The 16,434-nt window shown below is 65.3% G+C and carries 19 protein-coding genes; 7 read left to right on the forward strand and 12 right to left on the reverse strand.

All coding sequences use genetic code 11. From position 1 onward, the window contains the following. Window positions 1-123: 123 nt before the first annotated feature. On the reverse strand, window positions 124-951 hold the full coding sequence (locus PA6_RS10015) for a hypothetical protein (protein WP_021700797.1): 828 nt from the start codon (window positions 949-951) through the stop codon (window positions 124-126). A gap of 232 nt (window positions 952-1,183) precedes the next feature. On the opposite strand from PA6_RS10015, the gene PA6_RS10020 reads away from it, so the two are divergent. From PA6_RS10020 to PA6_RS10030, 3 genes are all read left to right on the forward strand, one after another. After that, entirely contained in the window at window positions 1,184-1,528 is a 345-nt protein-coding gene (locus PA6_RS10020) for a hypothetical protein (RefSeq protein WP_021700798.1), read from the forward strand. 79 nt (window positions 1,529-1,607) lie between these two features. Continuing rightward, the gene (locus PA6_RS10025) at window positions 1,608-2,420 is read left to right on the forward strand and encodes a SirB1 family protein (RefSeq protein ID WP_021700799.1); all 813 of its coding nucleotides are present in this window, start codon (window positions 1,608-1,610) and stop codon (window positions 2,418-2,420) included. A 67-nt stretch (window positions 2,421-2,487) separates the two neighbouring features. Further along, complete coding sequence (locus PA6_RS10030) at window positions 2,488-3,561, forward strand: alpha/beta hydrolase family protein (RefSeq protein WP_021700800.1); 1,074 nt, start codon at window positions 2,488-2,490, stop codon at window positions 3,559-3,561. 118 nt (window positions 3,562-3,679) lie between these two features. Here PA6_RS10030 and PA6_RS10035 read toward each other — a convergent pair whose 3' ends face one another. The 6 genes from PA6_RS10035 to PA6_RS10060 all read right to left on the reverse strand — a co-directional run bounded on the left by PA6_RS10035 (window position 3,680) and on the right by PA6_RS10060 (window position 7,922). Next, on the reverse strand, window positions 3,680-4,591 hold the full coding sequence (locus PA6_RS10035) for an SDR family oxidoreductase (protein WP_021700801.1): 912 nt from the start codon (window positions 4,589-4,591) through the stop codon (window positions 3,680-3,682). Window positions 4,592-4,722: 131 nt separating this feature from the next. Continuing rightward, entirely contained in the window at window positions 4,723-5,253 is a 531-nt protein-coding gene (locus PA6_RS10040) for a DUF1569 domain-containing protein (protein WP_021700802.1), read from the reverse strand. Next, window positions 5,232-6,137 carry an alpha/beta fold hydrolase gene (locus PA6_RS10045; protein WP_021700803.1) on the reverse strand — a complete coding sequence of 302 codons (906 nt, stop codon included), beginning with the start codon at window positions 6,135-6,137 and terminating at the stop codon, window positions 5,232-5,234. The genes PA6_RS10040 and PA6_RS10045 overlap by 22 nt, the downstream gene beginning before the upstream one ends. Next, a complete protein-coding gene (locus tag PA6_RS10050) occupies window positions 6,134-6,910 on the reverse strand; it encodes a class II aldolase/adducin family protein (protein ID WP_115288041.1) in 777 nt (258 codons plus the stop codon). Before PA6_RS10050 ends, PA6_RS10045 begins: the two co-directional genes overlap by 4 nt. A 95-nt stretch (window positions 6,911-7,005) precedes the next feature. Continuing rightward, a complete protein-coding gene (locus tag PA6_RS10055; protein ID WP_021700805.1) occupies window positions 7,006-7,473 on the reverse strand; it encodes a cupin domain-containing protein in 468 nt (155 codons plus the stop codon). Next, window positions 7,473-7,922 carry a flavodoxin gene (locus PA6_RS10060; protein WP_021700806.1) on the reverse strand — a complete coding sequence of 150 codons (450 nt, stop codon included), beginning with the start codon at window positions 7,920-7,922 and terminating at the stop codon, window positions 7,473-7,475. The genes PA6_RS10055 and PA6_RS10060 overlap by 1 nt, the downstream gene beginning before the upstream one ends. A gap of 163 nt (window positions 7,923-8,085) precedes the next feature. On the opposite strand from PA6_RS10060, the gene PA6_RS10065 reads away from it, so the two are divergent. The 3 genes from PA6_RS10065 to ahpF all read left to right on the forward strand — a co-directional run bounded on the left by PA6_RS10065 (window position 8,086) and on the right by ahpF (window position 11,221). After that, window positions 8,086-8,694 (forward strand): hypothetical protein, encoded by a 609-nt coding sequence (locus PA6_RS10065; protein ID WP_021700807.1) that lies wholly within the window; start codon window positions 8,086-8,088, stop codon window positions 8,692-8,694. Between the two features lie 144 nt (window positions 8,695-8,838). After that, the gene (gene ahpC / locus PA6_RS10070; RefSeq protein WP_021700808.1) at window positions 8,839-9,402 is read left to right on the forward strand and encodes an alkyl hydroperoxide reductase subunit C; all 564 of its coding nucleotides are present in this window, start codon (window positions 8,839-8,841) and stop codon (window positions 9,400-9,402) included. Window positions 9,403-9,664: 262 nt separating this feature from the next. Beyond that, window positions 9,665-11,221, forward strand: a complete 1,557-nt coding sequence (gene ahpF / locus PA6_RS10075; RefSeq protein ID WP_021700809.1) for an alkyl hydroperoxide reductase subunit F — start codon at window positions 9,665-9,667, stop codon at window positions 11,219-11,221. A gap of 63 nt (window positions 11,222-11,284) precedes the next feature. Here the strand turns inward: ahpF and dgt are convergent, their stop codons facing one another. Beyond that, window positions 11,285-12,751 carry a dGTPase gene (gene dgt / locus PA6_RS10080; protein WP_021700810.1) on the reverse strand — a complete coding sequence of 489 codons (1,467 nt, stop codon included), beginning with the start codon at window positions 12,749-12,751 and terminating at the stop codon, window positions 11,285-11,287. Window positions 12,752-12,857: 106 nt separating this feature from the next. Between dgt and PA6_RS10085 the strand changes: the two genes are divergently transcribed. After that, window positions 12,858-13,076, forward strand: a complete 219-nt coding sequence (locus tag PA6_RS10085; RefSeq protein WP_021700811.1) for a DUF3820 family protein — start codon at window positions 12,858-12,860, stop codon at window positions 13,074-13,076. Here PA6_RS10085 and PA6_RS10090 read toward each other — a convergent pair. The 4 genes from PA6_RS10090 to PA6_RS10105 form a co-directional block, all read right to left on the reverse strand. Next, the gene (locus tag PA6_RS10090; RefSeq protein ID WP_021700812.1) at window positions 13,073-13,687 is read right to left on the reverse strand and encodes a hypothetical protein; all 615 of its coding nucleotides are present in this window, start codon (window positions 13,685-13,687) and stop codon (window positions 13,073-13,075) included. The two genes, PA6_RS10085 and PA6_RS10090, sit on opposite strands and share 4 nt — an antisense overlap. A gap of 35 nt (window positions 13,688-13,722) precedes the next feature. Beyond that, a complete protein-coding gene (locus tag PA6_RS10095; RefSeq protein WP_021700813.1) occupies window positions 13,723-14,253 on the reverse strand; it encodes a hypothetical protein in 531 nt (176 codons plus the stop codon). A gap of 91 nt (window positions 14,254-14,344) precedes the next feature. Further along, complete coding sequence (locus PA6_RS10100) at window positions 14,345-15,091, reverse strand: polysaccharide lyase family 7 protein (RefSeq protein ID WP_043216524.1); 747 nt, start codon at window positions 15,089-15,091, stop codon at window positions 14,345-14,347. Window positions 15,092-15,280: 189 nt separating this feature from the next. Continuing rightward, on the reverse strand, window positions 15,281-16,189 hold the full coding sequence (locus tag PA6_RS10105; protein ID WP_021700815.1) for a DMT family transporter: 909 nt from the start codon (window positions 16,187-16,189) through the stop codon (window positions 15,281-15,283). Window positions 16,190-16,434 lie beyond the last annotated feature (245 nt).

Raw genomic sequence — 16,434 nt, forward strand, 5'->3', positions numbered from 1 at the left:
GTTTCGCAGCACCTCCGGCCCTCTCCCCCGCCCCTCTCCCATAAATGGGAGAGGGGAGCTAATCGAGCACTCACTGAGTGAACAGCATTACGCCAAAGCGGGGCTTTCCGTACAGCCGGGCAATCAGCGGGCGTTGAGCTGCTGCTGCAGATTCTGCACCTGCGCGGTCAGCGCATTGATGTTGCGGGTGACCTGGGCGCGGAAGGCATCGAACTCGGCGGTGTTGTTCTGCGGTGCCGGGCGGTTCTCCAGCTCGCTGCGCAGCACCAGCAGGTCCTGTTCCAGGTTGCGCACGGCCTGGCTCGGGTCGCCCTTCTTCTTCAGCGCCTCGATATCGCCGGCCTGGCCCTTGAGCTGCTCCTGCAGCTTGCCGACACCGGCCAGGCCGGTCTTCTGCTCGGCCGCCAGCTTGTCCAGCTTGCCATCGAACTGCGCCGTCACGCCCTGCTGGGCCTTGAGGTCGGCGGCCAGCTGTTCGAGGCGCTTGCCCTGGCCACTCTGCTGACCGTTGAGGTTCTGCTGCTGCTTGGTCACCTCGGCCAGCCTGGTTTCCAGCTGCTTGATGCGCAGCTTGAGCGCCTCACTGTCACTGGTCACGCTCGACTCGGTGGCCACCACCTTGCCGGAGATGTCCTGGATACGACCGGCGGCCTCTTCGCTGATGCGGGCGAAGGCATCCTGGGTCGCCACGATCGACTCCTGCATGTGCAGAACCTGCTGGTAGCTCCACCAGCTCAGGCCGCCCAGGGCGATGACCAGGGCGCCGATAAGCGCCCACAGCGGGCCGGTGCCATAGCCGCGGCGGCGCTCCACCTGCGGATAGGTCGGCGCGCTGCGTTGCGGCGCGTGGCTGTGGCTGGGGGCGTGACCGGCCTGGAAATCGTCGCGGTCGCGCGGGTCGGTGGTCAGGCTGGGGACATGCTCCAGCTCGTCATGGGCGTCGTTGCGCATAGAAACCTTCAAAAATGCGGAAAGGTGTTACGGATGGCGGCGAGTATACCCGGTTAACCGCCCCGGCTTCAGCGGCGCCAGACCGGTGCAACCCTGCACCAGGCATGGGCAACCGGAACCCCATGGACCTGTGAAGCGCCGCACAGTTCGCGGCCTGCGCGTACTGGTACGCACCTTGCTACTGCCTGAGCGTGGAGCCGCCGGGCCGAGCAACCGACACGAGGGAGCCGACATGGAACTGAACAAAGCCGTTCTGGATTGCATGCAGTCGCTGCGCCGCCGTCTGCGTGAGGAATTGTCCGTAGACATCCGCCTGAGCCAACCCGACGCCGTGGAGGCCATGCTGCTGGCCTGCCTGCGCTCCAGCGACCAGGACACCCGCAACCTGGGTATCCGCCTGGCCGAGCTGAGCGACTTCCAGCAGGCCGCCGCGCAACCTGCCGCGGCCCAGGCGAGCCGCCAGTACCGTGGCCACGAACTGCCGGAGCACACCGCCCCGGCGCCGGCCCCGGCGCAGGACGACGCCGCGCGCGGCCACTCGGTGCGCATGTACCGCGGCCAGCGCGTCTACGCCTGAGGCCAGCGGCGGAACGACTGGACGAGTCGGCACCCGGCGGTTAATAGTCTGCTGACGCGTCTCGTCACGGGAGAACCGCATGACTGCTCGCCCCGCCTGGCTGAACTGCCTGGAAGCAGACCCGCCCGCGCTGCTTGAAGCGGCCTTGTGGATTGCTGCCGAGCATGAACCGACCCTGCAGCCGGCGCAGGTCATGCGCGAGTTCGCCAACCTGCGCCAGCAGGCCTCCGCCGGCCTGCCCAACCTGGCCGCACCGGAGCTGGCGCAGCCGCTGCTGCGGCGCCTGGGTGAGCTGGACTTCCATGAAGACGACGACCTGCCCCTGCGGCCACGGGCGGCGTTGCTGCATCAGGTGTTGCGGCGTCGCCGCGGGCAGCCGCTGTCGCTGGCGCTGATCGCCCTGGAACTGGCCCAGCGCCTGGATATCCCGCTGCAGGCCGTCAACTTCCCCGGCCACCTGCTGCTGCGCGTGCCCGGCGCCGACCACCTGCTCGACCCTTGCAACGGCCGCCGCCTGTACACCCGCGACTGCCGCGAACTGCTCGCCCGCGTCGCCGGCCCCGGCGCGGAACTCAGCGCCCGGCATTTGCAGGCCTGTGACGGCCGCGCCCTGCTGCTGCGCCTATCGCGCAACCTGTGCCACCTGCATGGCGCCGCCGGCGATCCGGTCGCCGCGCTCAAGGATGCCGAACGCATCCTCCTGCTGGCACCGCCGAGCAGTGCCGATCACCAGCTGCGCGCCGCCATCTACCGCGAGTTGGACTGCCCCCAGGCCGAGCGCTTCGACCTGGAGCGGGCGTTGCTGCTGTGCGAGGACGAGCGCGAACGCGTGCAACTGACCCAGCGCATCGACCAGCTGGGTCGGCATGGACGCACCCCGGCGCTGCATTGACAGCGCCACTGACTCCCGCCATAACTGAGCGCGCCCCAACACAATAAAAACTCAAGGGTCGCTCACCATGCGCAAGCTTTTCCTGCTTTGCCTGCTGTGCCTTTCCTCGCTCGTCCACGCCGCTCCCGGCGTCTTCCCCGACTCCACCTTCAACAACCTCGACTACGGCCTGTACTGGTTCGGCCAGGGTGATACCTGGCAGAAAGCCGTGCCCGGCCAGAGCAACGCCTACTACGGCGCCAGCAAACCCACGGTGATCTACATCCACGGCTGGCAGAACGGTTCCACCGCACGCAAGGACCGCGAGACCTTCAACCGCGAAGGTGCCGGCGGCCCGAGCCTGGACCTGGCCTCGGCCTGGCTCAGCGCCGGCTACAACGTCGGCGTGCTGTATTGGAACCAGTTCGCCGACGAGGGCGAAGTGACGGACGCCGAAGCCAAGATCTGGAGCGCCAGCGGCCCGCGCGCCATGCGCTGGCGCAACGCCAGCGGCGCCTATAGCAGCGGCCCGGGGCAATCCGCCGGCGACCTGCTGTTCAACAGCTACAAGGACAACATGGCCGGCTACAGCGGCAGCAACATCCGCATCCTCGGCCATTCGCTGGGCAACCAGATGGCCATCGTGCTGACCAAGAAGATCAGCGACGCCGTCACCGCCGGCACCCTGAGCAGCAAGCTGCTGCCCAAGCGCGTGGCGCTGCTCGACCCCTTCTATTCCAACAACGCCAAGAGCTGGCTGGGTAACCAGTGGACCGGTGCCGTCTGCCGCAACTACGTCAGCGAACTGAAGGGCAAGGGCGTGATCTTCGAGGCCTACCGCAGCTCGGCCGTGACCAGCACCGTTTTTGTCGGCGATGCCAACAGCGGCCTGATGAAGATGACCGCGTTCACCGAGCTCAAGCCCTGGTACTTCAACAGCACGCAGATCACCGAGAAGCACAACTCGGCCGTCTGGCATTACCTGTGGTCGTTCAGCTTCAATCCGCCGCTGATCACCGGCACCAGCAACCAGGCTGCCTCCGCCAGAACCGCGGACAGCCGCATCAGCTCGCTGATGAACGGAACCCAGAAGCTGGTGCACGACCAGGGCGCCTACACCAAGGAACCTTCGGACGATAACTTCAAGCTGCAAGCGCGCTGATGCGCTGGCGCAGGCCACCCCGGGGCAATCCGGCCTGCGCGGCGGCGCCATGTGCATCCTGAAAATGAAAAGGCCGGCAGTGATGCCGGCCTTTTTTGCAGCTGTCCGAACGCGCGAATCAGCCCGCGTGCTTCTGCAGGTTGGCCATCATCTCGCGCAGCGCGGTGACGTTGTCGTCCGGATGCACGGCGCCGGCGAAATCACCGATCTGCTGCCAGCTGGCCGCCACGTCTTCCGGGCTGAAGCCAGCCTTGGGATCGAAGCCGGCACCCAGGCTGCGCTCCCAGCGCACCTTGCCGACCCAGCCGCCCCCCACTTCGTAGAGGCCGCCGGTGTCCTTGCACTGGTCGCTGCCCAGGTACACCACCAGTGGGCTGACCAGTTCCGGCTTGAGCTGCTCGAACACCTGCGGCGGAATCAGGCCCTCGGTCATGCGGGTGCCGCCGGTGGGCGCGATGGCGTTGACCAGCACGTTGTTCTTGCGCCCCTCGATGGCCAGGGTGCGGGTCAGGCCGTACAGGCCGAGCTTGGCCATGCCGTAGTTGGACTGGCCGAAGTTGCCGTAGATGCCGGAGGTGGAGGCGGTGAAGATGACGCGGCCGTACTGCTGATCGCGCAGGTGCTCCCAGGCGGCGCGGGTGACCTTGTAGGCGCCCTCGACATGGACCTTGTAAACCAGATCCCAGTCGGTGTCTTCCATCTTGTGGAAGGACTTGTCGCGCAGGATGCCGGCGTTGTTCACCACCACATCGATGCGGCCGAAGCTGTCCAGCGCGCACTGCACGATCTTGCCGCCGTCGGTCACCGAGTCATGGTTGGCCACGGCCTGGCCGCCGGCGGCCCTGATCTCGGCAACCACCTTGTCCGCCGCCGAGGCATTGGCGCCCTCGCCGTGGGTGCTGCCACCCAGGTCGTTGACCACCACCTTGGCGCCATGCTTGGCGAACAGCAGCGCGTGGGCACGACCCAGGCCGCCACCGGCACCGGTGACAATCACGACCTGGTCTTCGAAACGGATGGCGTCGCTCATAAAAGGCTCCTCTGGGCAGTCGGCGAAAGCCCGGAGTGTCCCGCAGCACCGCGGCCCGGGCAAGGAACCGCGAGCACACTGAATATCGCCCGATAAGGCCGGGGGATGGCCGCCACGCGGGCGGCAACCGATCAGGCGGGGCGGATCAGGCTCAGGTGGTTGTACAGGTGCAGCACATGGGCCGCGGCGTATTCCTCATGGCTGAGGGCGCCATAGGCGAAGTGCGGTTTGAGCTCGCCGGTGTGCGCGGCGAAACGCGCGAAGGCGGCCTGCAGGCGCTGCAGGGCGGCCTCCTGGCTGGCCGGCTCGGCCAGCGGCGCGGCGCCGGGAATGGCCTCGGTCAGCGGGTGGCGCATGGCGCCGCGGGCACTGAACACGGCGAAGGCGACCGGCCCGACGCTATTCCGGAACCAGGCCGGCTTCAGCTGCGGGTAGCCATCCATGGAGTACTCGATGCTCTGTGCGCAATGGTTGAACACTTCCGTCGGGGTCCAGCCCTGGAGACTCACCAGGGCCTTGCCCTGGAAGCCGGCCAGCACGCTGCGCGCCCCCTCCAGGCTGCGCGCGGCCGGCGCTGTGCCGGTGGGCAGCGCCCAGAAGCCGGCCCCCAGAACCGCAACGCCACCTACGGCAGCCCCTTTCAACAGAGTGCGTCTTTGCATGCCTTCGCCTCCCAGCGTTCACGGAATTGCAGATAGTAGGCCAGCACCTCTGCGGGTGCCTCGGTCTGCGGATAGTGGCCTATGGCCGGCAGCAAAACCGTGTCGGCGCTCTCGATCAGCTCACGATAGCGCTCGACCATGTGCGCCCCGGAGATGGGATCGACGGCGCCATCGATGACCCGCAGCGGCACGGCTGTCTCCTGCATGGCCGCCACCCAGCGCTCGCGGTTGACGCGGCGATCAAGGATGTAGCGGATCAGCCGGTGCATCACCGCGGGCCCGTCGTTATGCGCGATCAGCTCCCAGAATCCGTCCAGCTCGCTCTCGCTGGGCTGCGTGCGGGGGCCGAACACCTTGGCGAAGTTCTTCGCCAGGGTGGCGCGCGAGAACAGCCGTCCGAGCAACGGACCCAGCGGGCCGAGCAACAGCTTCTGGGTCAGCACCGGGTAATGGGTTTCGGGAAACAGACCGCCGTTGAGGAACACGCAGCTGGCCAGTTGCAGGCGGCCCTCCTGATGCCGGGCGATCAGCTCCTGAGCCACGCTGTCGCCGTAGTCGTGGGCCAGCACGTGCAGCGTTTCGTCGATCCCCAGGTGGCTCAGCAGCGCCTGCTGCAGGTCGGCCTGCTCCAGCAGGCTGTAGGCATGGCCACGCGGCTTGGCCGAGTAGCCGAAGCCGAGCATGTCACAGGCGATCACCCGGTAGCGCTGTGCCAGCGGCTGCCACAGGTAGTGCCAGTCCCAGCTGGCCGTGGGGAAGCCGTGGATCAGCAACAGCGGCTCGCCCTGCCCCGCCGTCCAGTAGCGGATCGCCTGGCCATTGAAGCTGAAACCACGCCCCTGCGCCCGCCATTCGGCGAGGGCAATGCCCGGCAGCGCCGTCACTGGTCGTAGCCCGGCATCTGCGCATCCAGCTTGCGCAGCAGCGCCGGCCAGGGCAGTGCGCCACCCATGCCCTGCGGGCTCTTCATCACTCCGGCGATCATCGCCCGCGCGCCATCGAGAATCTGCTGCGGGATATGGATCAGCTCCGCGCCGCCGCTCTGCGCCATCACCTGAACCTCGCAGGCGCGCTGCAGAGTGAACATGCCGAGGAAGGCGTCGGCAATACTGCCGAAGGCGGTGAGCAGGCCGTGGTTGGGCAGGATCATGAAGTTCTTGTCGCCCAGGTCGGCCTGCAGGCGGGCCTTCTCGTCGTGGTTCAGGGCCACGCCCTCATAGCCGTGGTAGGCCAGGCTGGCGAGAACGAACAGCGACTGCTGCGACAGCGGCAGCAGGCCCTGCTTCTGCGCCGACACGGCGATGCCGGCCGGGGTGTGGATGTGCAGCACGCAGCCGACGTCGTGGCGCACCTCGTGCACGGCGCTGTGGATGGTGTAGCCGGCCGGGTTGATGTCGAACGGGCCGTCCATCAGCTTCTTGCCGGCCAGGTCGACCTTGACCAGGCTGGACGCGGTGATCTCGTGGAACATCAGCCCGTAGGGGTTGATCAGGAAGTCCTCGGTGCCGGGCACCTTGGCCGAGATGTGGGTGAAGATCAGGTCGTCCCAGCCGTACAGGGCGATCAGCCGGTAGCAGGCGGCCAGGTCGACGCGGGTCTGCCATTCGGCGGCGGAAACCTGATTCTTCAGATTGGGCAGGTTGAGCGGAGCATTCACGGCGATCACCTCGGCACTGTTGTTGTGCCGAGGAGTCTAGCCAGGGCGGTGGGCCGCTCCAGTTGCCTTGCCGGCCAGCGTACTGGCCTTGCGGGTCACAACAGCTCGGGATGTTGCTCGATCAGCCATGGCCACTCGGCCTGGGCCAGCGGGTCATCGGCGAGCAGGCGAAAGCCTTCGAAGCGGAACTCCGGCGCCACGCTGCAGCTCACCAGGGTGAAATCACCCAGGCTGCGCGCCGCCTGCCAGGCCGCCGCAGGGACCACGCGCTGCGGCAGTTGCGCGGGGGCGACCGGCCCCAGACGCTCTGCGCGCAGCACCTTGGGGCCATCACTTACCAGCAGCTCCAGCGGTGCCCCTTCGTGGAAGAACCACAGCTCGTCGGCGTCGACCCGGTGCCAGCGGCTCGCCGCGCCGGCGGGCAGGAGGAACAGGATGCTGCTGCAGGCGGAGCGGCCACCCGCAGCCTGCTGCGCCGAAGTGAACAGGCGGCGGTAGTAGCCGCCCTCGGGATGAGCGACCAGCTGCAGCTCGCGGACCAGCTCGGCAGCGCGCGGAACCATCAGGCCTTGAGCGCCTGGGCCAGCTCGGCCAGCCAGGGCTTGGCATCCTCGTCCGGCGTCACGCTCTCGCTGGCGTCCAGACGCAGCATCGGCAGCACCTCGCGCACGCCCAGTTCCAGCAACAGCTCGCGCATCTGCTCGCCACCGCCACAGAACACGTCGTAGCTGGAATCGCCCAGGGCGATCACCGCGCCAGGCACGCCGCTCCAGGCCGGGAAGCGGTCACGCAGGGCGTAATAGAGATTCTGGATATTGCCGGGCAGCTCGCCCATGCCGGTGGTGGAGGTCACCACCAGGAGTGCCTCGGGAGCGAAGGCCAGCAGCTCGTCGAGCGCCACACCTGGCTTGTGCCAGGCCTCGAATCCGCCGTCCTGCAGCACCTGCTGGGCGACCCGAGCGACGTCTTCGGCGGCCCCGTAGACCGAACCGGAGAGAATGGCGACTTTCATGAACGACTCCACAGCACGTTGAAAATGCTGCGCATTATGCCGCATGTCGCAGGCAGGGGAACTCGAGGCCGGTATAGTCGTCCCAGGCAAGTGATCGCCCACGCCAGGGAAAGGCGCATTTCTTGCAGTCGATCATGTGCCAACTGCCCCGATGGAGGGCGCCATGTCAGATCCCGCACTGTCCAGCGAAGAGCTGGACTTCATCCGCGAAGTGTTCAGCAGCCAGCTGATCGGCAAACCCCTGTCGATCCCGGCGTTCAAGGTGGACGGTGGCCCGCTGGCCAACGCGCTGCTCACACGCCTCGGCCTGCACGCCAACCTCAGCCTCGAGGCAAAGCTGGATCGCTGCCACGTCAGCTTCCCCCTGCAACTGGTGGAGGATGAACTGCACGGCCTGCAGCTGGAGATGGGCGCGCCGAACATCTTCGAGGAAGGCGCGGTGCGTCGCCCCTGGCGCCTGGAGCTCGACGAGCCGCTGGCGCTGCGCAACCGCCAGGGCCGCGTCAATGCCCTGCGCGTCCTGGAACTGGCGCCCGCCAGCGTGGTTCTGGGCAGCACCGACGGGCGCTCGCCACCGGAGTACTTCGACCTCTGGCTGTCGCTGCCGGGAGCCGATAGCATGCCGCTGCACGGCCGTCTGATTCGTCGGGTGAGCGGCACGCGCGCGGCCTACCAGCTGAAACTGCAGCACCAGGAACACGGCGAGCGTATTCGCCAGTTCATCTTCGAGCAGTATCGTCAGCGCCACCCGCAGCTGCAGATCGCCGGCTGACCGGCCATAGATGTCTGTCTATTTTTGAATGGATGCAGATAGACCAAAGCAATCGTCTTCATGCCTTCATTCAATTTAGCGATTACAGGCGCTGCGGTTAGTATGCGCAGCATCAAGTTTCCAAACCCCAACAGGAGTTCTCTCATGTCCCTGATCAACACCCAGGTTCAACCCTTCAGCGCCAACGCCTTCCACAATGGCGAGTTCATCCAGGTCACCGAGCAGAGCCTGAAAGGCAAATGGTCCGTGCTGATCTTCATGCCGGCTGCCTTCACCTTCAACTGCCCGACCGAAATCGAAGACGCCGCCAACAACTACGCCGAGTTCCAGAAGGCCGGTGCCGAGGTGTACATCGTCACCACCGACACCCACTTCTCCCACAAGGTATGGCACGAAACCTCCCCTGCCGTGGGCAAGGCCCAGTTCCCGCTGATCGGTGACCCGACCCACCAGCTGACCCGCGCTTTCGGCGTGCACATCGAGGAAGAAGGCCTGGCCCTGCGTGGCACCTTCGTGATCAACCCGGAAGGCGTGATCAAGACCCTGGAAATCCACTCCAACGAAATCGCTCGCGACGTCTCCGAGACCCTGCGCAAGCTGAAAGCCGCCCAATACACCGCCGCTAACCCGGGTCAGGTTTGCCCGGCCAAGTGGAAAGAAGGCGAGAAGACCCTGGCTCCTTCCCTGGACCTGGTCGGCAAGATCTAAAAATGGGCGTAGCGCTGCTGCGCTAGGCATTGCTGCGTTGAACTGAGGCTCGGGCTGCTCATTTACAGCTCGTAAAGTCGCCCGCGACTCCGAGCGGCCCTCGCCTCAGTTCGCCTTGCACTGCCGTCGCTCGCGACGCGCTCCATCCCATTTTCCGCCTCAAGAAGTCCCACAGGACTTCCTAAGGTGCCCGAACGCCCGGGCGCGATCCGTCCGGGCGTTTGTTTGTCCGAAATTTGCTATTCGCCAGAGGAATCCCGTCATGTTGGACGCCAATCTGCAAACCCAGTTGAAGGCCTACCTCGAGAAGGTCACCCAGCCGTTCGAGATCGTCGCCAGCCTCGATGACGGCGAGAAGTCTCAGGAGCTGCTCGGACTGCTCAACGACATCGTCGGTCTGACCGACAAGATTACCCTCAAGACCGATGGCAACGACGCACGTCGTCCGTCGTTCTCGCTCAACCGCCCGGGTGCGGATATCGGCGTTACCTTCGCCGGCATCCCCATGGGCCACGAATTCACCTCGCTGGTACTGGCCCTGTTGCAGGTCGGCGGCCACCCGTCCAAGCTGGACGCGGAAACCATCGAGCAGATCAAGAGCATCGAAGGTCGTTTCGAATTCGAAACCTACTTCTCGCTGAGCTGCCAGAACTGCCCGGACGTGGTCCAGGCGCTGAACCTGATGGCCGTGCTCAACCCCAACATCCGCAACGTCTCCATCGACGGTGCGCTGTTCCAGGAAGAAGTCGAGCGCCGCCAGATCATGGCCGTGCCGAGCATCTACCTGAACGGTGAAGTGTTCGCCTCGGGTCGCATGGAGGTGAAGGAAATCCTCGCCAAGATCGACACCCAGGCCGGCAACCGCGACGCCGAGAAGATGAACGCCAAGGACGCCTTTGATGTGCTGGTCGTGGGCGGTGGCCCGGCTGGCGCCGCAGCAGCCATCTACGCCGCGCGCAAGGGCATCCGTACCGGCGTGGCGGCCGAGCGCTTCGGCGGCCAGGTGCTGGACACCATGGCCATCGAGAACTTCATCTCGGTGCAGGAGACCGAAGGCCCGAAACTGGCCCGCGCCCTGGAAGAGCACGTGCGTCAGTACGACGTCGACATCATGAACCTGCAGCGCGCCTCCGCCCTGGTCCCGGCCAGTGCCGAAGGTGGCCTGCACGAAGTGAAATTCGACAACGGTGCCTCGCTCAAAGCCAAGACCGTGATCCTCTCCACCGGTGCCCGCTGGCGTGAAATGGGCGTACCCGGCGAGCAGGAATACAAGGCCAAGGGCGTATGCTTCTGCCCGCACTGCGACGGCCCGCTGTTCAAGGGCAAGCGCGTGGCGGTGATCGGCGGCGGCAACTCCGGCGTCGAGGCTGCGATTGACCTGGCCGGTATCGTCGCCCACGTCACCCTGCTGGAGTTCGCCGACACCCTGCGTGCCGATGCCGTGCTGCAGACCAAGCTGAACAGCCTGCCGAACGTCACCGTGATCAAGAGCGCGCTGACCACCGAAGTGATCGGCGACGGCCAGAAAGTCACCGGCCTGACCTACAAGGACCGCACCACCGACGCCCTGCACACCGTCGAGCTGGAAGGCATCTTCGTACAGATCGGCCTGCTGCCCAACAGCGACTGGCTGAAAGGCACCGTGGAGCTCAACCGCTTCGGCGAAATCATCGTCGACGCCAAGGGCGCTACCAACATCCCCGGCGTGTTCGCCGCCGGTGACGTGACCACCGTGCCGTACAAGCAGATCGTCATCGCCGTAGGCGAAGGCTCCAAGGCCTCGCTGAGCGCCTTCGACCACCTGATCCGCCACAGCTGATCGGTAAGCTGTAACGAAAAAGCCGGGCTCCCGTAAGGAGGCCCGGCTTTTTCTTGCCCGCGCTTACTGAGCGCTGAGTACCCGGTACTCGTCTTCCGCCAACTGATCGGTCAGGCTGCTGACGAAGTCCAGCAGCAGGCGCGTGCGATAGTAGAACTCCCAGGCCGGCGCATCGGCACCGGCGTGCTCGCTCAGCGCCTGGCGATAGGCGCTGAGCAGGTGCGTGGGCAAGCGGCGCAGCAGCATGCGCTGGTCGGCGCGGCCCTGGCCTTCGAGCAGCGCCTGGAAGTCGGCGCCGGTCAGGCCCAGCAATGCGCCATAGCCCTCCAGCAGCCCCTGCAGAATGCGCAGACCGCGCAGCTGCAGGGTTTCCACTTCGCGGTGGCAGAACACCTGCTCGGCGCCCACGGTCTTGAAGGTCTGCACCACCGCGCAGGCCGGGCTGTCGTCTTCCAGCAGGGCGCGGTCGAGGGTACCGGCATACACCGCGTCGAGCTGTTCGATGAATTGCCCGGCGGCGTGCTGCACCAGCGGGTGGATCAGGTTGACGCGCAGGCGGATAAAGAACTGCCCGACCTTGTCCACCGGCTCATCACAGGAGCGCTGCCAGGCATCGTCGAGCAGTTCGGCGAAGCTGCGCCCGCGCGCATCAATAGCCGTATCCAGCGGCTTGAAGCGGGCGAAGGTCTCGCGCAGCAGGGAGCACAGGCGCGGCAGGTCGAGGATGCCCTTGACCACCGCATCCTCCAGGTCGGCCAGGCAGTAGGAAATGTCGTCCGCCGCCTCCATCACGTAGACCAGCGGGTAGCGCGTCTGCGGCGCCATGCCCAGCGTCTGCCACAGCTGGGTGACGAAGCCCGCCTCGCTCAGGTAGAAACCGGGCTTCTTGCGCAGGTAGGCACCGGCACTGCCTTTCGGCGGCTTCACCTGATGCGCCGCACGCACGTACTTGAGCATGCAGGCGGCCTGGCTGTAGGTCAGGTTCATGTCGTGCAGGCGATGCACCAGGCGAATGGCCTGGGCGTTACCCTCGAAGCTGTTGAGGTCACGCAGCATGCGCTCGCGCAGCTCGGCATCGGCCTGCGGCACGGCGTGGTCGAACAGCCGCTGCAGGTGCCGCGCGCACCAGTCGCCGATGGCGAACTCACCAAAGTGGCCGAACGGCGGATTGCCGATGTCATGGCTCAGGCAGGCCATCTCCACCAGCGTTTCCAGCACCCGCTCCAGGCCGTCCAGCCCGTAGTCGTTGGCGCGCGAACCCAGCCGCTGGAACAGGGTACGGACGATATGCCGGCCGACCTGCTGCACCTCCAGCGAATGGGTCAGACGGCTGCGCACCGCGGCATTGCGCTCCAGCGGGAACACCTGGGTCTTCTGCTGCAGGCGGCGCACGGCCGCCGAGTTGAGGATGCGCCCACGGTCGCTCTCCAGTCGCTCGCCCAGCTCGAACAGCCAGGCGTCAGCGCCGGGCTCGGGCACCGCGCCGCTGTCACGGGCACGGCGCAGGGAAATCTTCTGCTTGAAATCCAAGGCACTCGCTCCTTGCCGATCAGCCGGCAGCCTAACGCGCCAGCTGCGGCCCCGGCTAGCCGCGCGGCAGGTTATGCTGTGCGGCCGTTCACCGCCTGACGCCACCATGAACCCCGATGACCTCCTGCTGCTGGTGACCCGCAGCATGCCCTTCGGCAAGTACCAGGGCCGCCTGCTCGCCGACCTGCCCGGCCACTACCTCGCCTGGTTCGCCCGCCAGGGCTTCCCCAAGGGCGAACTGGGCCACCTGCTGGCGCTGATGCACGAGATCGATCACAACGGCCTCAACGCTCTGCTGGAGCCGCTGCGCCAAGGCCGGCGCTAATCCGACTCGAGCAGACGCACCAGCTCGCTGCGGGTCGTGACCTTAGGCGCAGGATCTTCATCGCCTGTCGAGCTATAGCGGACCTCGGTGACACTCAGATACGGCGCACCGCTACCGATGACAGGGACGAAGTGGAGGAACACCTGGCTTCCCTCGCAAGGCCGGCCGTCATAACCACAATTGCCGGAGTTATCCGACTCGGAGATGCTGTAAAGCCTCTTCGCCGCCCAACCCTCGAAGACCACCACCGAGTATGTAGCCTCCGAGGTGCCCTGACCTGAACCTGCCGAGCCAATCAGCGCCAGCGGGCCTCCACCAGGGGTGACGCCGTTGTACTGGCCGCCAAACTCCTCCAGAACACGCGCTTCTTTCAGGGCCGGACGTGCCAGCACATAGCCGGCCCAGAAGTTACGGCCGGCGTCGGGAAAGTTGACCGAGGCGAGGTAAGCCTGCTCGCCGCCCTTCAGCGTCAGCGGGTGTATCTCCTCCACCTCGGTGACCTGGTCCTCGGGTAACCACTGCACGATCTGCTCAGCGGTTGGCGCGGCAGCCTGGGCCGTACCGTTCAGCAGTGCGGCGGCAAACAGGGTGGCGAAGATGATACGGGTCATGGCAGCCCCTCCGTGGGCGATGAATGAGGTTGGAATCAGCCTTCCAGCTCGGCCTTCAACGCCTCGTAGGCCGGCGCCGCATAGATGCCGATTTCCACGGCCAGTTCGAGCACACGCGGCAGGTCGCTGGTGTAGACGAGCACGCACTGCAGCTCATCGTCCAGCGGCTCGCTGAGATCCACCAGCACGTAGCCACCTTTCTCCTTGTACAGCGCAGAGAGCTGTACCTGGATGCGGTTGAGCGCCTTGAGTGGCTCGACCTTGGCCAGCTGCTTGGGCTTGATGTTGAAGCTCACGCTCGGGCCGAAGGAATCGATGATCTGCGCCAGCAGGCCCTCGTAGTCGTCGGCCTGGAACAGCACGGTATCCGGCAGGCTGCCGATCACCACCCACTCGCCCAGCGGAATGGGGAAATCGTCGTCGTAGTTGATGTCCGGGTTGGCGGCGAGAAAGGCCGCCGGGTCGGCGTAGGCCTGGGCCGCCTCGGCGGCGATGCGGGCGATCTCCTCGTCGGTCATGCAGCCGGAGCTGATCAAGGTGATGAGTTCAAGGAGCTGGGCTTTCATGAGGTGATCCTGGGCGGGTGAAACGGGCGCATAGGATAGCCGCGGCCCCCTCGCGGCGCACGCTCGGCGGATCCGACTGCACCTCGTCGTTTCACTCGTGGTGCACCTTCAGCTGGGTGAATTGCACCTCGCCGACATCGTCGGCGCCATCCTCCTCGTCGTCCTGCACATAGGCGCCGGCCTTGAAGTAGAAGCCGACATCGCGCCAGGCCGGGTCTTCGCGGAAGAAGTCGTGTTCGATGCGCTCACCGTTCACCTCCACCGCCAGCACGCCATCGCGCACCTCGATGCGGTAGGAGAACAGATCATTGCCCACCAGCGTGGCGAAGACATGAGTGATGTCCTCGTTGCGGCCCTGCGGGTGGCGCTTGATCAGCGCCTTGAGCCGACCCTTCTGCCACTGCAGTTTGATCAGCGGGCGGGCGTCGAAGCCGTGGATCTGCCCGACAATGATCTTCTGCGTGCTCGGCGCACGCAGTACGCGGGCGCTGGCCTGCAGCTGGTGGAAGCCGGTGCCGGACCAGTTGCGGTTGTCGTCATCGGGGTCGAGCAGCTCACGTAGCTCGGCGCGCGGGTAGTCGGAGTTCTCGGTGCTCCCTGCGCCGGCCGGGGCCATGAAGACCATGGCGCCGTTGTCGGCCAGGTGGAAATAGCGCGAGGCATAGCCGGCGCGCAGCCTGGCACTGGATACCTCGCTGGCATCGTCGTCCGGCAGGGTCAGCTTCCAGTGCGTCAGGTCGTAGTTGCCCCCCGGCGCCTGGTAGGGGCCGTCCTGGTCCTTGCTGCAGCCGGCCAGCACCAGCAGGCCGCAGCCCAGGCAGAGTAGTGATCGTTGCATCGCCTCGCTCCCAAAATGCGTGTCACGCCCTCTATACAGGCTCTGTGCAGACAGCACGAGCGGTATCGAGGTTTCATGGGACAGGCGATCTGCCGGCATGGCACCTGCTTCTGGCCGAGGGGCTACTAACGGCCAAATACGGCCTCTGGCAGCTACCGATCAAAGCCTCCGTAGACCCCATCCAACTACTCAGTGGCGCTTTGCCCTCGGAGCAAACAGCGCTCGAAGCAAGCGGGATAGGATCTTGGGTACATCAATCTCGGCGATCAGCAGAGCTGAGAAGATAAGTGCCGCGCCAGTGAGAGTCCTTCCATCCAATGTTTCGCCTAGGAGCACTGCCCCGGCGAGCGCCGCGAAGATAGGTTCGAACAAGTACGTCAGGGCCACCTTTTCCTCTTCGAGATACTTCTGCGCAGCGCTCTGAACGGCGTACATGAATGCTGTCGCGAGCAACGCACAGAACAGCACCCCCTCCCAGAAGGCAGCATCCATAGGTGCCCAGTCGGCCCTGGCGTCGAAAAGCGCAGCGAAAAGGCACCCTATAGCGCAGGTAGCCAGCGCCGTGATCACCGTAAGCATCGAGTCGTATTTGTGCGAGAAGAAGCCCACCGTGAGTACGTACGAGGCAAAAAAGACGGCACAGAACATGATCCAGATGTCACCTGGATTGAGAGTGAGGCCGGCCCTAGCAACAATCAGGTAGAGACCTGTCAACGCGACGGCGCAACAGATCCAGATACGCGGTTCGACGCGCTTCCGGAAGAGAGCCCACTTGAAGAGTGGAATGAGCAGTACGTCCAAGCCGGTGATGAACGCCGTATTGGTGATGCTAGTGTGCTGAAGGCCGACAGTTTGGAAGATGTTGCCTAGGCAAAGGGGCAAACCTATAGCCACCCCGGCCAGTAGCGTTTCCTTGTTGAGCAGCTTCAGCCGCCTGAAGAAGATCACGCAAAGAACTAGCGCAGCGAGTGCGAACTTGTACCCGAGGAAGACGAACGGTGACCCGTCTGCAACCCCCACCTTGGTGAAGGCAAACGAAATCCCCCAGAACGCGGTTCCAAGGATCAACAGGCAAAGATAGGTCTGACGAGCAGGCATGCGGAAACCATCCATTCAAATTGGAGTGGTTAGAGCATGCGGAGGGAGGCCGCAAGAAAGCCCGAGGTTGCCTTCAATCTCTTCTCTAACGTTAAGGCAAGTCGGTGAAGCGCTTTCATCTGCTGCTATTAACCAATCTGGGGCAGTTGGCTGTCAACAGGCGCTACAAACCAGGCTGCACCAAGATGCCAGCGACAGCTGGATCACGCATGTCGCCCAACGCACGGCCGCCAGCGTCCGCTTCT

Origin of the sequence: Aquipseudomonas alcaligenes NBRC 14159 (assembly GCF_000467105.1) — a bacterium.
Lineage (GTDB): Bacteria > Pseudomonadota > Gammaproteobacteria > Pseudomonadales > Pseudomonadaceae > Aquipseudomonas > Aquipseudomonas alcaligenes.